At 33.5% G+C, this 23,488-nt stretch carries 14 protein-coding genes and 2 riboswitches; of the genes, 11 read left to right on the top strand and 3 right to left on the bottom strand.

The annotated features are described in order from the left end of the window. The first annotated feature begins 145 nt into the window (after nucleotides 1-145). Nucleotides 146-1,432: a DNA (cytosine-5-)-methyltransferase gene (dcm, locus tag GKP30_RS22410; protein WP_216831697.1), complete on the top strand. Its 1,287-nt coding sequence runs from the start codon at nucleotides 146-148 to the stop codon at nucleotides 1,430-1,432. Nucleotides 1,433-1,492: 60 nt separating this feature from the next. On the opposite strand, the gene GKP30_RS22405 is transcribed toward dcm, so the two are convergent. Beyond that, entirely contained in the window at nucleotides 1,493-2,716 is a 1,224-nt protein-coding gene (locus GKP30_RS22405; protein WP_216831696.1) for an McrC family protein, read from the bottom strand. Nucleotide 2,717: 1 nt separating this feature from the next. After that, on the bottom strand, nucleotides 2,718-4,328 hold the full coding sequence (locus GKP30_RS22400; protein ID WP_216831695.1) for an McrB family protein: 1,611 nt from the start codon (nucleotides 4,326-4,328) through the stop codon (nucleotides 2,718-2,720). A gap of 929 nt (nucleotides 4,329-5,257) precedes the next feature. Here GKP30_RS22400 and GKP30_RS22395 point away from each other — a divergent pair. From GKP30_RS22395 to GKP30_RS22380, 4 genes are all read left to right on the top strand, one after another. Then, nucleotides 5,258-6,781, top strand: a complete 1,524-nt coding sequence (locus GKP30_RS22395) for a hypothetical protein (protein ID WP_216831694.1) — start codon at nucleotides 5,258-5,260, stop codon at nucleotides 6,779-6,781. A 3-nt stretch (nucleotides 6,782-6,784) separates the two neighbouring features. Continuing rightward, nucleotides 6,785-7,315: an ABC-three component system middle component 1 gene (locus GKP30_RS22390; RefSeq protein ID WP_216831693.1), complete on the top strand. Its 531-nt coding sequence runs from the start codon at nucleotides 6,785-6,787 to the stop codon at nucleotides 7,313-7,315. A gap of 1 nt (nucleotide 7,316) precedes the next feature. Next, nucleotides 7,317-10,124 (top strand): AAA family ATPase, encoded by a 2,808-nt coding sequence (locus GKP30_RS22385; RefSeq protein WP_216831692.1) that lies wholly within the window; start codon nucleotides 7,317-7,319, stop codon nucleotides 10,122-10,124. 783 nt (nucleotides 10,125-10,907) lie between these two features. Further along, the gene (locus GKP30_RS22380; RefSeq protein ID WP_216831691.1) at nucleotides 10,908-12,929 is read left to right on the top strand and encodes a HelD family protein; all 2,022 of its coding nucleotides are present in this window, start codon (nucleotides 10,908-10,910) and stop codon (nucleotides 12,927-12,929) included. Here GKP30_RS22380 and GKP30_RS22375 read toward each other — a convergent pair. Further along, complete coding sequence (locus GKP30_RS22375) at nucleotides 12,921-13,643, bottom strand: MerR family transcriptional regulator (RefSeq protein WP_216831690.1); 723 nt, start codon at nucleotides 13,641-13,643, stop codon at nucleotides 12,921-12,923. The genes GKP30_RS22380 and GKP30_RS22375 overlap by 9 nt on opposite strands. Nucleotides 13,644-14,668: 1,025 nt before the next feature. On the opposite strand from GKP30_RS22375, the gene GKP30_RS22370 reads away from it, so the two are divergent. The 6 genes from GKP30_RS22370 to GKP30_RS22345 all read left to right on the top strand — a co-directional run bounded on the left by GKP30_RS22370 (nucleotide 14,669) and on the right by GKP30_RS22345 (nucleotide 23,081). After that, nucleotides 14,669-14,854, top strand: coding sequence for a hypothetical protein (locus tag GKP30_RS22370; RefSeq protein ID WP_216831689.1), 186 nt, complete (start codon nucleotides 14,669-14,671; stop codon nucleotides 14,852-14,854). A 253-nt stretch (nucleotides 14,855-15,107) separates the two neighbouring features. Beyond that, complete coding sequence (locus GKP30_RS22365) at nucleotides 15,108-16,067, top strand: AAA family ATPase (RefSeq protein WP_216831688.1); 960 nt, start codon at nucleotides 15,108-15,110, stop codon at nucleotides 16,065-16,067. Further along, nucleotides 16,064-17,260, top strand: coding sequence for a DUF58 domain-containing protein (locus GKP30_RS22360; protein WP_216831687.1), 1,197 nt, complete (start codon nucleotides 16,064-16,066; stop codon nucleotides 17,258-17,260). Before GKP30_RS22365 ends, GKP30_RS22360 begins: the two co-directional genes overlap by 4 nt. A 20-nt stretch (nucleotides 17,261-17,280) precedes the next feature. After that, nucleotides 17,281-19,446, top strand: a complete 2,166-nt coding sequence (locus GKP30_RS22355; RefSeq protein WP_216831686.1) for a transglutaminase TgpA family protein — start codon at nucleotides 17,281-17,283, stop codon at nucleotides 19,444-19,446. 33 nt (nucleotides 19,447-19,479) lie between these two features. Beyond that, nucleotides 19,480-19,581, top strand: a riboswitch (purine riboswitch). Nucleotides 19,582-19,732: 151 nt separating this feature from the next. Then, nucleotides 19,733-21,271 (top strand): glutamine-hydrolyzing GMP synthase, encoded by a 1,539-nt coding sequence (gene guaA, locus GKP30_RS22350; RefSeq protein WP_236035301.1) that lies wholly within the window; start codon nucleotides 19,733-19,735, stop codon nucleotides 21,269-21,271. Nucleotides 21,272-21,355: 84 nt separating this feature from the next. After that, nucleotides 21,356-21,457, top strand: a riboswitch (purine riboswitch). Between the two features lie 310 nt (nucleotides 21,458-21,767). Continuing rightward, nucleotides 21,768-23,081, top strand: coding sequence for an NCS2 family permease (locus tag GKP30_RS22345; protein WP_216831684.1), 1,314 nt, complete (start codon nucleotides 21,768-21,770; stop codon nucleotides 23,079-23,081). The last annotated feature ends 407 nt before the right edge of the window (nucleotides 23,082-23,488 follow it).

Below are 23,488 nucleotides of genomic sequence, written 5' to 3'. Positions count from 1 at the left end.
TACTATTATTAAGACTATAAAATTCAACTAAACGGAAAATGATAGGCTTACTTTTTTCTTTACGAACATTCCTTCGTATGATAATATTCGGTGTATATTAATTCTACAAAAATAGAATAATTAATAACCGACTGGAGGTGTGATTATGCCTTTTTCATATGATAGGTTATGGAAGTTAACTGCGGATATAGGCATGAACAAAACTACATTACGTGATGAATGTGGGATAACATCAGCATCTTTGGCCCGATTAAGTAAAAATGAAAATGTTAGAATGGAAGTACTTGAGCGAATTTGTAGTTATTTAGAGTCCGATATTGAAGATATAATGGAATATGTTCCGGAGAGGAAAAAAATGAAAAAAAATAGCGATTTTAAATTCATTGATTTGTTTGCGGGTATCGGTGGCTTTAGACTTGCAGGCGAAAAAAATGGCATGGAGTGTGTTTTTTCATCCGAAATCGATAAATTCGCTTGTGATGTATATAAAAATAACTTTGGAGAAATGCCCGAAGGAGATATAACTAAGATACAAACCACAGATATTCCCGATTTTGACGTTCTTTTTGCTGGATTTCCATGCCAACCTTTTAGCTATGCCGGCCAATTACAGGGATTTGAAGATGAAATACGAGGTACACTCTTTTTTGATATTGTGAGAATATTAAAAGAGAAAAAACCTAAAATGTTTTTATTAGAAAACGTTAAAGGGTTAAAGTCTCATGAAAAAGGGAAGACCCTAGAGACGATACTGGAGCATCTTGAGCAATTGGGTTATCATGTGCACTGGACTATTTTAAACAGTCTACACTTTGGGGTTCCACAATCTAGGGAAAGATGGTATTGTGTAGGGTTTGATAAAGATGTTTCTTTCGATTTTCCAAAACCTACAAATAAAAAGGTTACCCTACGGGATATAATTGAATGGAATGAGAACAATTCCTCCCTTAGTTTAAGTGAGTTTGAAATGGGTAGGATCAAGTACCACTTTAATTGTTGTCCTCTTGAGTCATCTGAACAAATAAGAGTAGAACACGACAACTCTAATTATGCACCCAATACAAAGAAAGGAAAGTATGGGGTATTCTCTTATTTAAAACCAGATAAATCCTTGCGCTTTCATGTGGGTGATTTTGCTAAAACTCAAATACAAGAAGCTTATTACTGTAATTTAGACAGCTTTGCACCATCCATCATCGCAGCTAGAGCTCCTAAGTTATGGGACTTAGGACGTCACCTCTCAGACCGGGAATGCGCTCGATTACAAGGATTTCCTGAAGATTTTAAATTGGCTAATTCTTCAGCGCAGGCTAAGAAACAACTTGGTAATTCTGTAACAGTCACTGTTATTTCGGAAATTATAAAAAATATGAGACAAGCTTATGAAGCAGATATTCCTGCTGAGAAGCAGTTAAAGTTAATGGAAGTCTAGTGAGAAAAAGATGCATCCTCAAAATTAGGACGCATCTTTCTTTTAAGTATCAATATCAATTTAATTAATTAAATGTAATGTGTTCTTTATAAGATCTACAAAAATAGTATTACGCTCTTTGATCGGTTTGGAAAAATCAACTGAAAAAGCAAATAAATTCGTTTCTTTAAAGCTATCTATATTTATTCTTATGGGTTGAAGAGAACCATAAGAAGGATATATTAATCCTCCATAACTAGAATTCAATGCGTAACAGTAAAAAAGTAGTTGATATAAATCAGATAATTCACCGATTTTATTGTGATTTGAAATATCTTTATTTTTGGCATCAAGTACAGCGAAAGCCGAGTTAGTATCATTATGGTAATCGATCATAATATCTGGTGAATAAGATTTAATATACTCATCGGTGCCTACTTTAAACTTACCCATTTTTTTAGCCTTATCCCACTTCGTGACATTTAACTTAATATGCTTTGAAAGGACTTTTCTTACATATTTTTCGAACAGGTTGTTTGAGTTTACCAAATAAGAAGAGCTGGTAACTTGATTGCTTTTTAGATTCATTTTCAAATCCTTTAGAATTTTCTCTGCTAAACCCAAAACTATTGGATACTTCTCATTCTCAAAGTGAATTTTATCTTCTTTTTGTTGTAATAAAAGGGTTAAGTCCGTAATATCAACATCAATTTCATCAAAATAGGAATTCACTAGGGCATGGAGCTTAATATGCTTACCTTTTCTTGTTAGGATCCTAACTTTGTCCATTGCGAGCTTTATGATTTTATTATATGGAGTGTTTAAAGTATGCACTTCATATTCAATGGGAATTTTATCTTGAAACAAATTTATAGGAGAAATCTGATTGACCAAGATTTTCCCACGGATTTGATTCGTTTCTTCTTTTACTTTTACAAAATCTCCTTCTACCCCATGGTTAACTAAAACAAATGCTTCCTGTAGAAAAAGGTCAATTAGATTTTCTTGAATTCCAAAACTTTCATTTTCTCCTAACAGGCTACTGATTTTGTCGCTTAACAAACCCTCATTATACAGCTGCATTTCTAAATAATGATTAGAAGAAAGCTTAGAAATACGCGGTTGAATATTTATAATCAAATCCTTGATACGTATGCTGCCAATGGTATAGTTATCAAATATTATAGTTTCACCTTGTAATATCATGGGCAAATCTTTATTATCATCTAGAAATTGTTTAAATTCATTAATATATCTCTTATCCAAAGTATAAGAAGAGTTCTCGTAGATATTGATTACGCTCATATTAGCTCAAATATTCCTTTATAGCTTTTACAAACTCGGACCCAGTTTGTTGATTGTAAAGTTTTTCTCCAATCACATTCATAATTAAATCAGCGTTTCCATTGCAATAATCTTCAATTAAAGGTATTACAACAAAATTAAATAAATGTTCAAAATCATCTACTGGCCATTCGAATTTATCGTTTTCTGTAGAATATACAAAATCTTTAAGGAAAATAGCATGTCCTATTACCATTTCTTTATTGCTTAAAACAGAGAATAAGTTTTGGTTGATTTTTGCCAGTAAGTCGGCAATAGAGAAATCATTTCCCACAATTCTTGTTTTATCAATAAGAATTCCAATTTCAGGCCTACAATATATTTGATAGAAACGACGTTTTATAGCATAATCTATACGGCCGACCGTCCTATCAGTTGTATTCATCGTCCCAATAATTTTAAGATTATCCGGTAAGTAATAATCCTTTTCTTCTCCGTTAAAAGATAATTTGAGAGATTCGCCACGGTCTAATAATTGAATCATTTCTCCGAATACCTGACTAACATTAGCTCGGTTAATCTCCTCGATTATTAATAAATATTCTTCTTTTGGGTTTTCACTTGAAGTTGCTTTCTCTATAAAATCAATTAACTCACCTTTTTCATCTCTTAAACTTCCATTTTCTAAAATTTTTCCCCCGATAAAGTCTTGGTAAGAATATTGAGGGTGGAATTGAATTCTTTTTACTTTATTAAATTTTTCTGATAATTCCTTGGCTAGGAATGATTTCGATGTTCCAGGAGGTCCCATGAAAATTGCTTGTTTGGCCTTGTTAATTAATCTCTGGTAGAAGTCAACGCTTATATTTGAGCGACCTTGCATTGTAAGATTCTCCCCACCAAATTGGATAAGTGATTTGTGGATTTCTGGTGTTTCAATATCTTCAGTTTCAAAACTGTCAATCCAGCCAGGGTTCTTCGCTGGATTACCAATTAGGGATCTAATGAAATTAGAAGTCACCCTGTTTTCAGCATATTCAAGTCTAATTCTGTTACTTGTGGAAAAGATTAATGTCTTCTCATCTTCAGTGATATTAAAAAATTGAGTGAAAATTTTAATTAAATTAGATAGTGGAATTTCATATGGATAGTTACTAAACCTCGCACACCAAATACTTAAAGCATCCAACGGCACTTTATCTTCCATGTCCTTAAAAAATTCTAAATAATTGTGTTTCAACTTGATTAAATTAGGGTTATCAGGATCGTTAATGACAATAGATTTCCATTGCTTCCCTCCACCTGTAACGTTATTAATTAATCTTTGTGTTGACCAAGTTAGAAGAGCTTCTGTCGGATTATTCCCCCAACCATCCATGGCTAAAGGATTAATAAAATTATACTTTGTTCTTAAATAATCATCAGAAATGAATAAATATGCCAAGACTTTTGTCGCTTGTAATAATTTCTTTTTTGTGGGTTCCGTTGATAAATCAAAGAAATCATGCTGAGTTAATCCTGCGTGTTTTAAAATTAGCAAAGTAAACAGTTCACCATCATGCTTTAAATTAACACTTGAAAGAGTAATATAACTATCGGATATTGTGGTTTCGCTCAAGTAATAATTTTCCATTAAATTCACACCTAACCTTTTTTAAAAAATTTGCACTTTTATGTATAATATTAACTATGACTAATATACTCTATTTTTTCTAAAAAAATAAAGGAAGTTCTTCAAAAGGTTGTACTTTTTGAGAATTTCTTTATAAGAAGTATAATGGAATTAATCATAAAACAGTAGGGTGATTTTATTGAAATGTACATGTGGTGGAATTTTATCAGTGCTTCGAATAGAGGAGTATCCGGAAAACATTAAAGACAGAATCAATTATGAGCGGCTATGTGACGTAGAATGTCTATCATGTGGTCAAATTTTTTACAGCCAACCATATGACTTTGGTAAGAGGATAAACAGAGTAAGGAAATTACACTAAAAAGGACGAAAAAATACTTGTCGTCCTTTTTGCTTATTGGTGGTGAAACATGTGAACATATTACCAAATTTTCTAATTCACTTTCCTCAAAGCCTTTCATATTCTTTGATAACCTATAAAGCGTATGTTTCTTGAGTTGCAATAGTCTCATATATTGTATAGAAGATATCTTCTTTTCTTTATATTTGAAGGGGTATCTTAAACACAGGTAGCAAAAGAGCTTGGTATTTCTAGGGATACAGTAAGTGAATATCTTAAACAAAGCTCAACCACCAACAACATTAACAGTTAAATTATTTATGGGACTAACCAGCAACCTGATTAATTCAAACGATAATAACAATAATTGATCAGTAGATCGAAGATGATTTAAGAAGTGGGTGTATAGACCACTCTTTTTACTTAATGTATAATTTTGTATATTAATAGTGGTATCTAATCAACTAAAAGTGGTCCTATTCTTGTTTTAAATCTAAAGTTTAAGATCCAACTAACTATCTCGTAGTATCATTCTTCAATAATAGAAGGATAGGAAATAATTTAACTTTATAAGAAAGAAGAGATAATAATGAGTTCTAATGATGGTAAATCTACAGATGTAAAACATTCTATTGCTGGTTTTTACTTTCAACTTCTAATTGCGTGTAAGGAACTTGTTTCAATTTATGAAAACTTTCCTAAGGGGTACGTTGGGGTTGAATATGGTGCTGATATTAGAGTTAACAAGGGAAATAATAGATATATTGAAGCAAAGTTTTATAAAAGGGATTATTTTACGAGATATAGTGAGGCTATTCGACATACACTGTATAATTTTTATCATACATATAGGAAGTCAGGTAAGTTAGGGGAATCGTTTATCATTAATACGAATGTCCCGATTACTAAAACAGATATAGAATTTTTTAATCGGTGGAATAATAGTACGTTTCCTTCACCAAATGATTACATTAACTATATTAAAGATTGTTTAGTGTATGAATATTTAGATAAAGAACCATATAAGAAAAGCTACATAAAATTTAAGGAAGATTATCAAAAGGATAATCCCAATATAAAAAAACCAAAATTCAAAAGCAATTTAATTAAACACCTACATATCAACCCTTCAGACTATGCTTTATATATCCCAAGTGAGATCCTTTTGAAAGATAATGAAATATTTGACTTTATAAAACAAGTTAGTTTTGATTTCCCAGATAAAAGGATTGAAAAATACGACAGCATTATTCAATTAAATGAGGATATCGAGAATAATTTAAAGGAACTATTTCCCGAATTTAATTCTCAACAGTATTCTAATATCCGTTACATAATAATGAATGCGTTTCTAGATACAACTGCCAGCTCTATAACACATGTAATTTATGCTAATGAATTAGAGAGTATTGTAAAAAATCATGAAAAGGCATTAATTGAATTGATAGAGAGTGATTCACTTGTAAAGACAATGAAAGAAATTGAAGTGGAATTATTAAAATATGAAAAAAAACTATTAAATAAGGGATTTTCTAATCAGTTGGAACATATTTTAAAGGTATTAGGTTCATGTACAGAACAATGGATTCAGGAAATAAGGTTACATGGAGAAAAGAATGTAAATAAGCGTTTTATTATGAGTGCTGAACATTCCTATCCATTAAATATACTGGACCTTTTCAAAGCAATGGGAGAAATATCATCTGCTTCTGAATATGGCCTTGGGGAAGTTAACCTAAATGATTTAGAGGGAATTAACAATATTGCTTTTTCTGGATATCGCGAATTTGCATTGAGAACAACACCATCTTCTAGTGACAGGGAAGACGAGGAAACCTTAATTACTTCCTTTATAGAGCATAGTTTAAGGGAGCAAGATTATCATAATGCTATTGGCGATGAAACAATTATCTTTGAAAACGCTTGTAACATATGTAGATATGACAAGAAAAATATAGAGGAAAACATTGTAATTGATATAGCGAGGCCATATGGCACATTAATACAACAAGGGTTATTCCAATCTTTTGAATACAAATGTACATCATGCCTAAAACTTTTGAATCAAGATGGTGACTGTACTTTTGCAAACAGCTTTAAGAAAGGAAAATAAAATATGGATGAAGTAATTAAAGGGCTGGGTCTAGCCAATATTATATTCTTTGAAGAATTACCGAATTGTAGGGTATGCAATTTAGATAAGGATAAAATCCTTATTATTTGTGAAATAGAATTGTTGAAAGACTTAGATTCAGTCATTACACGGTTACCAGGGCTCAGAAGGAAAATTATGGATAAAATTAACAATCAAAATAATAAAGAGTTTGTTCAAAATGAAAAAATTCCAATGTCAAAGTTTCTTTGGGATATGTATGTAATAGGTTTACATAAGGTTAATTCAGAAGACCAAGTATTCAACCCTGCTAGTGTATCTGAGTATGAAAGAGATAGATTTATCGCAAGAAAAATAATTATACAATATGAACATGGTGATGATTTAAAACAAAAGTTCGATCAATTAATTTTCCCAGAAAGAATATTAAATACATTTCCTACAATAGCAAATGATGAAGACAAAGAATCAATTAATCTTGATTCTGTTAGAACACTTATAAAAAATATAGATAACTTAATTAAGGAGGATTAGTATGTATCTTTCTTGTGTAAAGATTAAAAATTTTAGAGGATACGGTGAAAATCTTGATAGAGAAGATAGATGCTACGTATATGATGATTTGGAAGCTCCTTTAGTTATTTTTAAAGGTTATAATGGTTTTGGGAAAACTTCCTTTTATGAGGCAATAGAGTGGTGTTTAACCGATAATGTATATAGATTAGAAAAATTTTATGAAGATAATACTTACCGAGTAAATGAGCTTAAAAGGAGTCATTACCTTAAGTTTTACCATCCAATTCACGGTAATTCTACAAAGAGAGAGATATATGTAGAGCTAATTTTTAGTAATGGTTTGAGAATAATTAGAAAAAGTAATAGTAATATACTTCGAACTACTGATAAAGATAGGTTGTATAAATCTACGGTTCTAATGGGTTACGATAAATTAAATGAGGTTACCAACGAACAAATATTAAAACAGTTTATTTTAAAGGCAAAAAATATAGATGTTTTCTTCCATACACATATGCTTGGTCAGGAAAGTATTAGTGATTTTTTAAGACATAATTCACCAGCAAAAAGAAGAGAGATTTTTATGCAGTTATTACAAGAAGAGGAGTTAAATGCATTATTTCTTGAGGTACAAAAATACATAAATGCAGGAAATTCCATTTCTAAGAAAAAAAGTGACTTAGATAAAAAAATTGGTGAATACCAAACGTCTCAGAGAGAAATAGAGAAATTTATAAGAAATCTTGATTTTGGTAATTTGGAAGAATATCTAAATTCACTGCAGGATTACTATAAGTTAATAGAAAAAATCATAAATGATAATATTGAATTAAGTAAAAAACTAGAAGTTGATTCACTTATTCTCCATAATAAGATTAATATTGAAAATTGTGTTTCTTTTCTCCAGAATGTAAGCTTTTCACAAACGAAATTGGCAGCTCATAAAGAGAGTAACTTGGCTAAAAGGGAAGAATTAGGTCGTATAAAAAATAAATTAGAAACACTAAAAGTCTTAAACACAGCTAAAATAAAAATCCAAAATTCTGAACATGCTAAGAAACTATTAGAGAACAATATTGACGAGCTACAAGCGAAATTAGAAGAATTAAAAGGTGGAAAAAAACATTCTTCTGATTCAAAAAAGAAGTTTGAGAAGACGTTAAATAAATTAATTGCATATAAAAATACTTTCTCAAATTTAACTTTTTACATAAAAATGACTGACTTAAAAATAAAAGAAGATTTGTGGAAAGAGTTTGAGAAAGAACTTTCAAGATGGGTATCTTTTAATACGGAATTTAAAGATTTGTTAAATGATAATGAGATTAAAAATACTAATACAGAATGGTTTAATTTAATTAGAAAAAACTATGATGAATATCAGGTAAAGATTAATCAAAAGAAATCCAGTTTAGAAGAAATTCGAAAGACAAAAAGTGTGGTTTCAGAACTTAATACTGAGTACCAACAAGTACTCTCTCAGGTTAAGAAACTTCTAATAGAAAACGCTGATATTAATAATTGTCCGGTGTGCTTAAATGATGATTTTTCAGATGCTAAGTATAATGTAAAGGTTAATAACTGGGAGCCTGATTCCAGTATTTCTGAAAAGATTTTAGCAATTGTTGATACTACTTCTTCATCAGGAAGTAAAGAAATTGAAGAACTTTCTACCAAAGAAAGTGAGATTATTGAGGATATAAAATCATTACAGAGTTCATTAAAGAAAGAAGTATTAGAACAATTAGCAAATAAGTTGGTTAATATTAAGGATGAATTTGTTTCTATCTTTGAAATGATAGAAGAACAAATAAATAACAAAATAAATGAATTCGATGCGGAACTACAAAAACATAAGAAAGAGATTGAAGTCGAATCCAATAAATACAATAAACTAATTGAATCAATAAATGCATTGTTCGGAATAGATCAAACCCTAAATGTAATAGAAAAAGGGAAATTGGAAAAGTTTATAATAAATAAAGAAGAATGGTTTAAACTTAATAGTGAAAAATTTGATATATTAAAAAACACTGTTTCCTTAACAGAGATTGAAAATGAAATAACCCTTTTAAAAGGGGGAAAAGTTAATCAATATACTGAAGTTGATATAACACTCAATATCGAGAATATTAATGCTGAAGATGAAATTATTAATAGAATCCTTGAAAAATTGAACGAAATAAGCAAGTTTAAAATTCCTGTTGAGTATGAGTCTGGTTTGAAAGAATTTGATAATTTATCGAATAAAATAACAAACCTATCTCAAAAGAAAGTTCTATTAGATCAATATCGTCAAGAAATAAATGATGTTCATGGTAAATTACTCGGTCAACAAAGACGAGTAGTAAAGGAACGGCTAGAGAAGCATCCAATAATTAGTTGGGTTTATGAAACTATAAATCCCCACCCATTTCATAAAAAGTTACATATTACTAATACAGAGAGAGGGACAAATTTCATTGGTGAAACACAACTAGACGATAAAATTGAGCTTTATTTAGATCAAATGTTCAGTACAGCACAATTAAACATTCTTGCTCTAAGTATCTTTTTTGGCTTAGGGTTAACTCAGCGGTATAGTAAACTACAGCAGTTGTTCTTAGATGATCCAATTCAAAGTATGGATGATGTAAATATTCTTGCATTAATAGACGTAATTAGAGCAATAATGGATTCTAGATATAACGATAAACACATTGTTATATCAACTCATAATGAAGATTTTGCACAGTTAGTTGCAATTAAGATGAGAAATAGAGGTATAGTTCAATATAATATTACTGGTTACACAGAGGAAGGTCCAAAGGTAGTAAAAATAAAATAAAATATTCCACTCCAAAGAGGTATAAATCTTAATTGATAAAACCCCTTCTGATACACCAAGGAGAATAATATCATAAATTATTAAATATTTAATTATTGCATAGTCTCTTATGTTAAATTTAACATTAGTTTAACGTAATCCTATAAAAAGCTGTTAAAAGTGGTATATGATGTTACAAGTAGTATATTAAAAAACCTACTAATACCGCAGGTTCGTAAATATAAGTTAAAGATGTTACAGATTAGTAAGGTATGGGCGGCATGATGTAATAAGCCGCTTCACCCCTTGATATATAAGGGTTTTGAAGTGATTTTCTAACAAAATGCTAACATAATGAAAATAAAAGAGGCTTCTCATTAGTTGATTAAACTTTTGAGTAGTCTCTTTTAATTCTTGTTTCGAACGGGCATGATTATAGTCATGTAAAAGTACCACCTTTGATTAGATAAGTTTTCTCTAAAAGAAACAAACTGTGGAGTAACTCCTGTATTACGTAATACTATTACTGCGTAACAAAATGTCTTCATTTTAAGAGACTTATAAAAAAATTTTAAAATTAAGGTTAATGTATAGATTAGACATAGAAGAAATCTATACATTTGAAAATGAAAGGCTAAGTTCTGATTTATACTATATTGTATTTTTTTATGGTTCTGTAAATTATGGATTTTTACTCATCATAATTGGACTTATAAACTTAAGAAAAATCATAACCCTCCATATAAACACCAGCGAGATTTTTTTTGTTAAACTTGGTGTTACACTTCAAAAGGAGGGAATTTCATGATGGATACAAACGAAATTACTTATCTGGGGGAAACTCTAACTAAATTAAAAAAAGCATATAAAAAACTTTCATCAAATATAAAAGATCAAGATCACAAATTTAAAGATTTACAAAAATATATGATTGACTATAAAAGTGAACTCGATAAGTTCGAAATGTATGATTACCAACAAACCTTAAGTATGATTGACAAGCAAGGATTTGCACAAGTAATTGAACGAGAGCAAATAAAAAAGCTGATTGAGTCCCCCTATTTTGGTCGGTTTGACTTTTTATATCTTGGAGACTCTCCGAATGAAACAGAAACATTCTATATTGGGCGTTTTGGTTTTACGGATGAAGAAGGGACCCCGATGATCTATGATTGGCGCGCGCCTGTTTGTAATCTATATTATGAATTTGAAATCGGCCAGGCGTATTATGTTGCGATGGAACAACGATTTGACGGTGAACTTACTGGGAAACGTCAGATTAAAATTGAAAATTCTAAGCTTCAATTTGTGCTGGATAGTTCGTTAACGATACAAGATGAAGTCTTGCAGCAAACATTGAATCAGCATTCAAGTGAAAAGATGAAGACTATAGTCACATCGATTCAACGTGCACAAAATAGAATTGTGCGTAATGAATCCGCGTATAATGTCATCATTCAAGGGGTAGCAGGATCAGGGAAAACTGCTGTAGCCCTGCACCGAATCGCTTATTATTTATATAAATTCCGTGATACGTTAAAACCAGAACGTATTTTTATTTTGTCGCCAAATAAAGTGTTTGGAGATTATATTTCATCCGTCTTGCCAGAGCTTGGCGAAGAGCCAATTCGTTCCTTTACATTGGACGAGCTTACCAGTCATTTATTACCAACGGCTGTTACGTTTACACCATTTCAGGAAGAAACGAAAGTGATTTTATCGAATCCGAATGGGGCGTTAGCTACTCGTGCTAAACTCAAGGGGGATTACCCTTTTGTTGAAAAATTACAATCTTATTTGTATGAATTAGATTCGAAGTTGCTCAAAAACGAAACGATCTCCATTGCCGGTGTAGCGTTACCAGCAGATTATTTACAAGGCCGTTTCCTTCAGTATAGAAAAGAACCGGTTGTCACTCGTTTAGAGCTTATGACAGAGGATATTCTTCAATTACTAAAAGCGAAGCGTATGAGAGAAGGGAAAATTCCAAGTAAAAATGAAATTGTGAAACGCTTAAAAAATCGGCTTCTGTACACATCGCCACTTGCTATTTATCGTGCTTTTAGCGAAACGCTTGGAGAGTGTTCATTTATGTTTTCAAAAAAGCATTTTGAATTTAATGATGTGTACCCTTACTTATATGTACAGATTTATTATAAAGGGATTAAGAAGTATGAGCTTGTCCAGCATTTTGTGTTAGATGAGATGCAAGATTATACACCTATTCAATATGCAGTATTGTCAAAGGTATTTAGTTGTAAGCGGACTATCATTGGAGACTTTAGTCAGGCACTCTTGCCGTACAAAACCATTTCAAAAGAGGGATTTGAAGGCATATTTACTAATGTAGAATATGTAGAACTAACAACAACGTATCGGTCATCGTATGAAATTGCCATGTATGCTAAAAAGTTTATGCGAAGTGGCGAAATTCATCCTATTGCAAGACATGGAAAAGAACCGAATGAATTAACGTATATATCACTTGAACAAATGATGAAACAAGTCCATGAGTACGCACAGAATGATTATAAATCTACAGCTATCATCTGTAAGACAGAAAAGGATTTACAAGTCTTGCAGAACAAGTTGAACATAGCTTTTACAATACTAGATGGCCAGACGGAAACGTTTGAAACGGGCATCATCTTAACTACAATTCAGTATGCCAAGGGCCTAGAGTTTGATGCCGTCATTTTACCTTTTGTCAACGACACCAATTACAAAACTACATTTGAGCGTGGGTTACTTTATATTGGGGCAACAAGGGCGATGCACGAACTAACTGTATTAGTGGATGGCAATGCTCCTTCAAGCTTATTGTAATTCTTTTAAAATAGTGATGATTGATTTTACATCTTTCATGGCTATTTTTAATTGATTTATTAAATCGTCTGTTACATGAAAAAATTCGGTTGTAAATTTTGGAGACAGTAATGTATGCATTATATCTGTATTTCCCTTTGTATTTTCCATTTCATGAAATAAATGGGCGATGCTTGTAATCGAAAAGTGTGCACTGCGTAACGTCCGAATAATGAGTAATTTTTGTAAATCACGCTCTGTATAAATTCTACGATTCTGTGTATTTCTTTCAACAGAAAATAAACCGTTTCGTTCCCAATTTCGTAATGTTTCTTCCGTTAGTTGAAGCTTCGCAGCAACAGATTGGTGTGAATATGTTTTAAATGTAATTGGTTTGTTTTTTAATAACTGTTCAACCGTTTCGATTGCTTCTAAAGAATAATTATATTCTGTTTGCAAATAGACTAAATAGGATTCCGCTGCTTGTAAGCTTCCTTTGAACTCTTTACGACCGCTAAGTTGCACAATTCTTGTTGCCTTTTTTCGTAAGTTACTTTGAATGAATTCTTGTCTAAAAGCAAGTCTAGCTATTTTCATTTGTTTTAGATGAAGTTCTGAATAATCTCTGTAACCATTTGCTTTTCTTGGAACAGGAGATATAAATTGCCATTCCTCGTAAAGTCGAACTGTATTAGGATGAACCTGTGCTAGTTCAGCAATTTCACTAGTTCTCATATAAAGCCGCCCTTTCTAACTGAAGGTAGATTGTAATGAGATATTATAAAAAAATTTAAGATTGCATAATTAAATTAATCATATCAATTTCGTTTATGCAAGTGATGAAAATAGCTAAATATCCGAATATACTTTTATGAACACTGGTAAACCAAGTCTATAAATATTGATGTTATTATTGCTGTATATATATCTACAACGGAATAATTTAAAATGTCCTATAGTAGTTTGAGGTTTTATTTGATAATAAGAGATTATTTTGTAGTAAAACTATAAACAGAAAAAAATCAATTGTTACGCAGTACAACCATACTATTCAATAGAAAATGATCTTAAAGCATCTCGACGTTTCTATATGGTAAATTATCGTTAAAGATATTACAGACATAATTTAACAAAACCTTGATATATCGTTCTCTACGCACACCACGTTAACGATATTACACACGCCCACCATAGGGGCGGCATGATGTAATACTGGCATTGTCCCTTGGTATGATAGGGATTTTGCTTGCATGCCTCAAAAAGGGTGAATTGCCCCCTATAAGGCTTTAACATTAGAGGCTTCCTATTAGTTCTTTGAACTTTAGGAAGCCTCTTTTTTAAATATGTTACTTGGCAATCAAACTTTTCTTATTTAAACTAGTTGGAAGTATCAGCAGCATTTTAGCTTTGGTATTTATTACGCTAGAGCTCGTTACTCTGGAGGCAAACTTCGGAAAAGAGTTTGTCTCTGCTATTGATCACCGGCGCTTTTGGGATAGGAAGTAAATGACAAACATACGGTGCCTACATACGGTGCCAGGCACCTTTAATGCGCTGTAGCGATAAAGGTGCCTGGCACCGTTGTCGTAATGTCGTTATTTGTTATATCTGCTGTGAAATGTGCTATTCTTGAGCATATCTGGTGATACTTGTAGATAAATTTTGGGTAAATAAATGCAGGATTTCTAGAGGTCTTCCAGTATTTAATAAAGAGAGCAAAATCACAGGTCCAACTAAAGAAGAGGAAGGTGGTCGTTGTCGTGAGCCGAGATTTATCTTTACAACAAATTGCTGAAGGTATTCCAAAGTCTGTACTAAATGCATCTGATAAGGATTTAGAAGGATTCCAACGAATTATGGAGGAAACGGTTAAATTAAGAGAGTCGCATAAAAATTTACAAAAGATGATTCAAAGTTATTCTTCATCAGGGATCCGTTCTTCTTAACTTTCGTAAGCTGTTGTGTATCAACGGCTTTTTCTTTTGCGCTCATAGCTGGATGTTGGTTATTTGGCAACGGCAAAACCACCCTATAATAAAGAATTATTTATAAATTTTAAATTTAATAATAAATCTCTAATATTATTCGCCTATACGATTGGGACTATAGTAAAATTGGAAATGAAAGATAGTAGCATGACTCGTAGAACATGCTAAGATTAGATTGATAGGTTGTTATTGAAAATGGAGGTTTTCGGTTATGGATAACGTAAGAGACAGGCTTGTTTATGCGATAGATAATATTGAAAAAGTTGTCGTTGGAAAACGTAAGGAAGTGGAATTAAGTATTGTTGCCTTACTTTCTGGTGGACACGTTCTATTAGAAGATGTTCCTGGTGTTGGAAAAACAATGATGGTTAAAGCTATTGCAAAAACATTAGGTGCAGAATTTAAACGTATACAATTTACACCAGATTTATTACCTTCTGATGTTACAGGTGTTTCAATATACAACCAAAAAACGATGAGCTTTGAATTCCGCCCAGGTCCAATCATGGCCAATATCGTTTTAGCTGATGAAATAAACCGTACTTCGCCAAAAACGCAAGCAGCTTTACTAGAATCTCTAGAAGAGGGACATGTCACGATAGACGGTGAGACCATTCAATTACAAAAACCATTTTTCGTAATGGCTACACAAAACCCAATTGAGTATGCGGGAACCTATCCTTTACCAGAAGCTCAGCTTGATCGTTTCTTATTCAAACTAAAGCTAGGATATCCAACCTTTGAAGAGGAGCTCGACGTGCTTGAACGGATTGAAAAGGGACATCCAATTGAAAGGCTAGAAACTGTACTATCACTTGAAGAAGTAATTAATATACAGCAAAAGGTAAAAGACATTTATGTGGATGAACTAGTCAAAAATTATATTTTAAGTATAGTAAATGAAACAAGATCAAATTCTGGAATACGTTTAGGTGTAAGTCCGCGTGGGTCGATAGCTATTATGAAGGCATCCCAAGCTTATGCTTTCTTACAAGGAAGGGATTATGTTATTCCTGACGATATCAAGTTACTCGCTCCGTTTACTTTCTCTCATCGTGTGTTGTTAAAGACAGATATGAGCATGGCAAAAATGACTTCGGAACACGTAATCAAAAATATGTTAGAAAAAATTCCTGTTCCTACAGCTAAGAAGGAAACGGCTCGTCGATGAAGCTCTTTTCTTATGTAAAAAAGGTGTTAAAGCCTTTATTCTTAGTAATTTTAAATTTAACTCTTTTTGCTTATGCTATGTTCCAAGGTGGATTTGTAAGTTGGTTTTTATTTTATAGTATTGTAATTATTAGTTTGTTATCCATCAGTGTTTTTTTATTTACCTTTCAACGCTTTGAAGCAAATCGGACCTTAAGTTCGAATACGTTAAGAGCTCATGATGATGTTGAAGTAAAAGTATTTGTTAAAAATAAACTAGTTCATCCATTTTGTTTTGTTAGAGTGAAAGATTGTCTACCGCAAGATTTGGATACTAGCTATGACATTAATAATAATGCCCTATTCTTTATGTCTTTTAAAAGGTCATTAAATTTCGAATATACGATACCAAATTTACCTAGGGGCGAGCATCAATTTCACGAAATCGAAATCATAATTGGTGACATGTTTGGTTTTTTTGAACGTACGAAAAAGGTCAATGTACAAACGACTATTCTCGTTTTTCCGCACTATCAATCTTTAAAAAGCTGGAGTGTTAACTCGGGTGGTGGATTAGGAGAAAGTGTAGCTTTTGCGCATTCATTAGAAGAAGAGCTATCAATAGCTGGGGTGCGCCATTATATACCGGGAGATCGCTTGACGAGTATCGATTGGAAGCATTCGGCTCGAAGTGAGAAGTTAATGACGAAGGAGTTCGAAGCTTCACAAGGTGAGGCATTTCATCTCTTTTTTAATCGCTACTTAGGAGATGCTTCTAGGGAAGCATTTGAAAGGGCTGTAGAACTGACGGCCTCAATCGCTGAACATTGCTACGAAAATCATAATGCTCTTAGTTTTGTAAGTGTTGGAGCAGCAGTAGAAGTGTTATCTCCTGATTCAACTCTAGAACACTATCAAATGCTTTATTACCATTTAGCGAAGGTTAAAGGAGAGCTGGAGCAGGTATTACCAACGGAAGTAAGCTTGCTAGAATCCTATCGGAATGGAACGATCATCATTGTAACTGTTTCCCTAAATCAACAAGACTATGAGTGGATTCAGTTTTTAAGGTCAATGAATATTCAAGTGATCGTTTGTTGGGTCTCTGAACATGTAGATGATCAACAATATGTACAGTCGCTTCGTACGCAGAGGGTGAAAGTCTATCAATTTACAGATGAACAGTTTAATATCGAACTGATGAAAAGCAGGTGATGACTTTGGTTGCGACTACTATGAAAACTCATAAGGGAAGGCATTTCTTCCTTTATATGTTAAGTTATATCCTTTTATTAGAATGGTTATTACCTTTGCCGTATATTACAGATACAGGATATATTTCCTTTTTTATTGGAGTTACTTTGTGTTTCTTTTTACTAACCTTTATGCAAGTAAAGGTTTGGATCTCACTTCCAATCAAGTTAGGCCTTATATTTTATGGACTTCATTTAATGTTTTTAGAGGGCTCTTTTTCTTTTTTATCATTCTCTTGGTTTGAGCTTTTTTTTAGCGACCTGTCTCAAAACATCATGATGATGATTAGTGGGAATTGGACAGGACTTACAGATATGTTTAGAAGTCTTTTGTTCTTTGTTCTTCTTGCTGTAATGAGTTATTTGCTCTTCTTTTGGACAGTGTTTGCTAAGAGAATTCTCTTCTTCTTGCTTTTTACAATTGTATATATCACGGTTATCGATACATTTACGCCGTATGATGCTACTTATTCTATTGTTCGTATTTTTATGGTTGGTTTTTTACTTCTTGGTTTGATGACATTGTATCGGACAATTGAACGGGAGAATGTCAAAACATATTCAAGCATCTTACCAATCCGCTTAATTGCCTCTCTTTGTGTGGTTTTATTATTAGCTAGCAGCTTTGGATTTGCTGCCCCTAAATATGAGCCGCAATGGGCTGACCCAGTGCCGTTTATGAAAGCCGCTATTGGAATAAATCCAGGTGATGGCAGTGGTGCATTGCGCCAACGAATTGGCTATGGGAACAATGATGGAAGGCTAGGCGGAGGGTTCGAAGATGATGATACACCTGTTTTTCAAGTTGTAACACCTCAAGCTCAATATTGGCGCGGTGAATCTAAAGATTATTATACGGGTAAGGGCTGGGAAACATCGACACCAGCTGAACCAGTTAAGATGAACTATCCGCTATTTGAAAAAGAAGTAGAAGTAAAGACAATAGAAGCCTCGATATCATTTGAGCCGTATCAAAACTTCCAACATATATTTTATGCTGGAGAACCAACTGATATTTCTATTGGTTCTATAATTGATATTTCTGTTTACTTTGATGCTTATACTGGAAAAGGATATACATTTTATGGTAATGATGCTGTTCATTTAGAAAGCTATCAGCTAACTTTTCTTGAACCGCATTTTTCGGTTTCTAAATTAAGAGCAGTGACTGGTGGTGACCCAGAAGGTATTAGAAATCTGTATTTACAGCTCCCTGATACATTACCTGATCGGGTAGGAGAGCTAGCTAATGATATAACGGCTAATTTTAGTAATCGTTATGACCAAGTGAAAGCCATCGAGCGTTACTACCGTATGGCTGGTTTCCGATATGAAACGAAAAACGTTGCTGTACCTGGTCCAGATGAAGATTATGTTGACCAATTTTTATTTGAAACGAAGCAAGGATACTGTGATAATTACTCGACATCGATGGTAGTAATGTTACGTACGCTCGGTATACCTGCTCGGTGGGTTAAAGGTTTTACTCAAGGGGAAAGACTCCAGGATTTGGCTGATGGAAACCGCATATATCAAATTACAAATGCAAATGCCCATTCTTGGGTTGAAGTCTATTTTCCAGGCCATGGCTGGATACCGTTTGAACCTACTCAAGGTTTTAACAACGCATCCAACTTTGTCTTTGAAACACCAGAATTAGAAGCACAGTGGGAACGTGAAATGGAAAACCCTACGATTGAGCCAGAGGTAGAGGAGACGCTTGCTGATGTTCAAGAAGATGAAGTCGCAGCTGTTGGGCTAAAAAAAGAGGGACTTTTCTTTGAGTTTGCTTTTTGGGCTGTTGTAATTACTACTTTATTCTTCATAGCAATTGTAGCGATTATTTTTAGGAAGAAAATATTAGTTCACTTTTTACTTTATCGTTATGGAAAGCTTAACAATGAACGCTCTTTTGAATTAGCATTCCATGCGCTCATTTGGCTACTTGGATATAAAGGTTTAGTAAAAAAACATAGTGAAACACTACGTGAGTTTGCAGCTCGAATTGATTCTTTTTATTCCATGAATGATATGACGGATATTACGTTAAACTACGAGAAAGTATCCTATGGAAACAACCACCCAAAAGAGGTTTGGAAAGAAAGTCAGAAGTTGTGGGAATATTTAATTAAAAAGATCGGTTCTTGACCATGCTGCAGGTCATTGATAAAATATATCCGTGATTTTATTAATTTAATCCTTCATATATTCTTAGGAATAAGGCCTAAGTGTTTCTACTAGATCACCGTAAATGATCTGACTATGAAGGCGGGATATTAGAGAGTAAGCTAGGATTCTGTCTTCGCAGCAAAGGAACGAAGGAATTCTAGCTTTTTCTATACTTTTACTACATAAGGGGAATGAGCTTCTCTTAGTCGGCGAATAGGCGTAGTTTTTGTCTATGAGCGAAATCATAATAGAAGGTGGATGAATGATGGAGAACATCAATGAAATGATTGTTGTATTAGATTTTGGTGGCCAATATAACCAACTTATCGCAAGACGTATTCGTGATTTAGGTGTATACAGTGAATTACACCCGAATACAATTACAGCGGAAGAAATTAAGAAAATGAATCCAAAAGGGATTATCTTTTCAGGTGGACCTAACAGTGCGTATGTAGAGGGAGCGCCTAAATGTGATGAGGCAATTTACGATTTAGGAGTTCCAATTTTGGGTATCTGTTATGGAATGCAGTTAATGACACAACACTTTGGTGGAAAGGTTGAGGCAGCTGAACACCGCGAATATGGTAAAGCTGCGATTAAAGTTGAAAATCCTTCAAAGTTATATGATGGACTTCCGCTTGAGCAAACGGTATGGATGAGTCACGGAGACAAAATTATCGCTCCTCCTCAAGGTTTCGTAGTTGATGCTCAAAATCCATCTTGTCCGGTAGCGGCGATGAGTGATGTATCAAGAAAATTATATGGTGTACAATTCCACCCAGAAGTTCGTCACTCTCAATATGGAAATGAACTACTTGAGAACTTTGTAAAGAAAATTTGCGAATGTGAAGGCAACTGGTCAATGGAAAACTTCATTGAAATAGAAATGCAAAAAATTCGTGAACTTGTAGGCAATAAAAAAGTATTATGTGCTCTTAGTGGTGGTGTTGATTCATCAGTGGTTGCGGTATTAATTCATAAAGCAATCGGTGATCAACTAACGTGTATGTTCATTGACCACGGTCTTCTTCGTAAAGGTGAAGCAGAGAGTGTTATGGAAACATTCAGTGAAGGATTCAATATGAACGTTATAAAAATTGATGCTCAAGAACGCTTCCTATCTAAACTGGCAGGTGTGAAGGACCCTGAACAAAAACGTAAAATTATCGGAAATGAATTTATATATGTTTTTGAAGAAGAAGCTTCTAAATTAACAGATATGGACTTCTTAGCTCAAGGTACACTTTACACAGACATTATAGAAAGTGGTACAGCTACTGCTCAAACGATTAAATCTCACCATAACGTTGGTGGTTTACCAGAAGATATGAAGTTTCAGTTAATTGAGCCGTTAAATACATTATTTAAAGATGAAGTACGTAAGCTTGGTTCAGAGCTAGGAATTAAGGATGAAATCGTTTGGAGACAACCTTTCCCAGGGCCTGGATTAGGAATTCGTGTCCTAGGGGAAATTACAGAAGAAAAATTAGAGATTGTTCGGGAATCAGATGCAATCTTAAGAGAAGAAATTAAAAAAGCTGGGTTAGACCGAGAAATTTGGCAATACTTCACAGCACTTCCTGATATGAGAAGTGTAGGGGTTATGGGTGACGCTAGAACGTATGATTACACAGTAGGAATTCGTGCTGTTACATCAATTGATGGGATGACGTCTGATTGGGCTAGAATTCCTTATGATGTACTAGAGGTAATATCGACTCGTATCGTAAACGAAGTAAAACACGTTAACCGTGTAGTTTATGATATTACATCTAAACCACCAGCTACCATTGAATGGGAATAACACGAACAATGATAAAAAATAATACGAAAATGTTCGGAAAACATATTGACACTTCATTACTATGTTGATAAACTAATGCTATTGAAAAGCAATAGAACCGTCGATCGTATAATCATGGGAATATGGCCCGTGAGTCTCTACCAAGCTACCGTAAATAGCTTAACTACGAAAGATCGGATGTCAACATAGGCGATAATTGACGTGTCGTGTATGTGACTTCCAGATTTTTTGTCGTTAAAGCTCTAGGTAGAAAACCTAGAGCTTTTTTTGTCTAGCTCCAGCGCCCAGCGGCTAGTGGACTTTGCTCTCCTTCTTACGATAAGTCAACATCGGTTTACTAACGTTCACCGTGTTTTCTTTACCTCATACGGAGGGCTCCAATCCATACACAGTTGAACTGGCGCTTGTGCTTTTCTGACTTTTGAGATAGTCTCAAATGATTTGTTGAAAATCTGGGAAGAATATTTTTAGACAATAATGAGGAGGGTAATTTTCAATGGATCGTTTTTTTCGTTTTAAGGAAAATGGAACGAGTTACAAGCGAGAGACAGTTGCGGGGGTAACAACGTTCCTATCAATGGCTTACATTTTATTTGTTAATCCAGACCTTTTAAGTGCTACAGGTATGGATATTGGGGCTGTCTTTGTTGCTACGGCTTTAGCTGCGGCACTCGGTACTTTAATTATGGGTGTAGTTGCGAATTACCCAATAGCTTTAGCTCCAGGTATGGGACTAAACGCATTCTTCGCATTTTCCGTTGTTATTGGTATGGGGATTGATTGGCAAATTGCATTGTTCGGTGTATTTATTTCGGGTATTATCTTTATTATTATTACATTATCTGGTATTCGTGAAATTATCATTAATGCCATTCCAGCCGAGTTGAAATATGCAGCTGGTGCTGGTATCGGTTTGTTTATCGCATTTATTGGATTGAAAAGTGCAGGGATTGTTGTACCGTATGAAGCTACAGCGGTAACGTTAGGTGATATGACTGCAAGTACAACTTTACTAGCGATCTTTGGATTAGTTGTAACAGTTATTTTTATGGTTCGTGGTGTTAAAGGTGGTATCTTTTACGGGATGATCTTAACAGCTATTGCTGGGATCGTCGTTGGATTAATTGATATGCCACAACAAGTTGTTTCTTCTGTTCCAAGTTTAGCTCCTACATTTGGGCAGGCATTCACATATATCGGTGAAGTAGGTTGGGGTCAAGTTTTAACTATTCAATTATTAGTCGTTATTTTAACTTTCTTATTCGTTGATTTCTTTGACACAGCTGGAACGTTATATGCTGTTGCGAACCAAGCTGGGTTTGTAAAAGATAATAAACTTCCACGTGCAAATAGAGCGTTACTTGCTGACTCAAGTGCAACTTCAATTGGTGCGATCCTAGGAACGTCAACAACGACAGCTTACATCGAGTCTTCATCAGGTGTTGCAGCAGGAGGGCGTACAGGATTTACATCAGTTGTTACAGCGGGCTTGTTTTTAATAGCATTATTCTTCTCGCCGTTACTTACAGTTGTAACACCGCAAGTTACAGCGCCAGCTTTAATTATTGTTGGTATTTTAATGGCATCTTCATTAGGTCTAATTGATTGGAAGCGATTTGAGATTGCAGTTCCTGCATTCTTAACAGTAGTTGCAATGCCGTTAACATATAGTATTGCTCATGGTATTGCATTAGGGTTTATCTTCTATCCAATAACAATGATCGTAAAAGGAAAAGGGAAAGAAGTTCATCCAATTATGTACGTACTATTCGTCATCTTCGTCTTATTCTTTGCTTTCTTATCACATTAATTAATATGAGAAGTCAGGGGATCACACTATGTGTGGTCCCCTTTGAAATTTGTTGTTAACTTATATAGAGGAAGTTCGTTTCCTTTTATACATTCGAATAGCAACATATTTTCTGAAAGGATACTATGTGGAAATCATTTACTGAAAAAAGTTATTGATCTTTTCTTAGTTACTTGGTATATTTATATTCGTTGTCAGCGAAAAGCTTTTGAGGAAAAATAATTCGAAAAAAGTTATTGACAATTGATAAAGGAATTTGATAGAATATAAAAGTCGCCAACAAACGACTATAAAAAGTTCTTTGAAAACTGAACAAAAAGCCAAGCGAAGTAAAGAGATACATGATATCTCGTCAATGTTTTAAAAACGTCACGTTTGTGACAATGAGCTATATCAAACACTTTTAT

Source organism: Alkalihalobacterium elongatum (genome assembly GCF_019024285.1).
GTDB classification, from domain to species: Bacteria; Bacillota; Bacilli; order Bacillales; family Bacillaceae_F; genus Alkalihalobacterium; species Alkalihalobacterium elongatum.
The sequence above is the reverse complement of the archived record's forward strand: the minus strand, read 5'-3'. Positions and strand labels throughout refer to the sequence as shown.

Excerpts from the sequence above, each read along its gene's own strand:
- GKP30_RS22355 (WP_216831686.1), top strand. The coding sequence starts at position 17,281 with ATGAAAACTCATAAGGGAAGGCATTTCTTCCTTTATATGTTAAGTTAT.
- GKP30_RS22385 (WP_216831692.1), top strand. The coding sequence starts at position 7,317 with ATGTATCTTTCTTGTGTAAAGATTAAAAATTTTAGAGGATACGGTGAA.
- GKP30_RS22365 (WP_216831688.1), top strand. The coding sequence starts at position 15,108 with ATGGATAACGTAAGAGACAGGCTTGTTTATGCGATAGATAATATTGAA.
- GKP30_RS22360 (WP_216831687.1), top strand. The coding sequence starts at position 16,064 with ATGAAGCTCTTTTCTTATGTAAAAAAGGTGTTAAAGCCTTTATTCTTA.
- GKP30_RS22390 (WP_216831693.1), top strand. The coding sequence starts at position 6,785 with ATGGATGAAGTAATTAAAGGGCTGGGTCTAGCCAATATTATATTCTTT.
- GKP30_RS22375 (WP_216831690.1), bottom strand. The coding sequence starts at position 13,643 with ATGAGAACTAGTGAAATTGCTGAACTAGCACAGGTTCATCCTAATACA.
- guaA (WP_236035301.1), top strand. The coding sequence starts at position 19,733 with ATGGAGAACATCAATGAAATGATTGTTGTATTAGATTTTGGTGGCCAA.
- GKP30_RS22400 (WP_216831695.1), bottom strand. The coding sequence starts at position 4,328 with ATGGAAAATTATTACTTGAGCGAAACCACAATATCCGATAGTTATATT.
- GKP30_RS22395 (WP_216831694.1), top strand. The coding sequence starts at position 5,258 with ATGAGTTCTAATGATGGTAAATCTACAGATGTAAAACATTCTATTGCT.
- GKP30_RS22405 (WP_216831696.1), bottom strand. The coding sequence starts at position 2,716 with ATGAGCGTAATCAATATCTACGAGAACTCTTCTTATACTTTGGATAAG.
- dcm (WP_216831697.1), top strand. The coding sequence starts at position 146 with ATGCCTTTTTCATATGATAGGTTATGGAAGTTAACTGCGGATATAGGC.
- GKP30_RS22345 (WP_216831684.1), top strand. The coding sequence starts at position 21,768 with ATGGATCGTTTTTTTCGTTTTAAGGAAAATGGAACGAGTTACAAGCGA.
- GKP30_RS22380 (WP_216831691.1), top strand. The coding sequence starts at position 10,908 with ATGATGGATACAAACGAAATTACTTATCTGGGGGAAACTCTAACTAAA.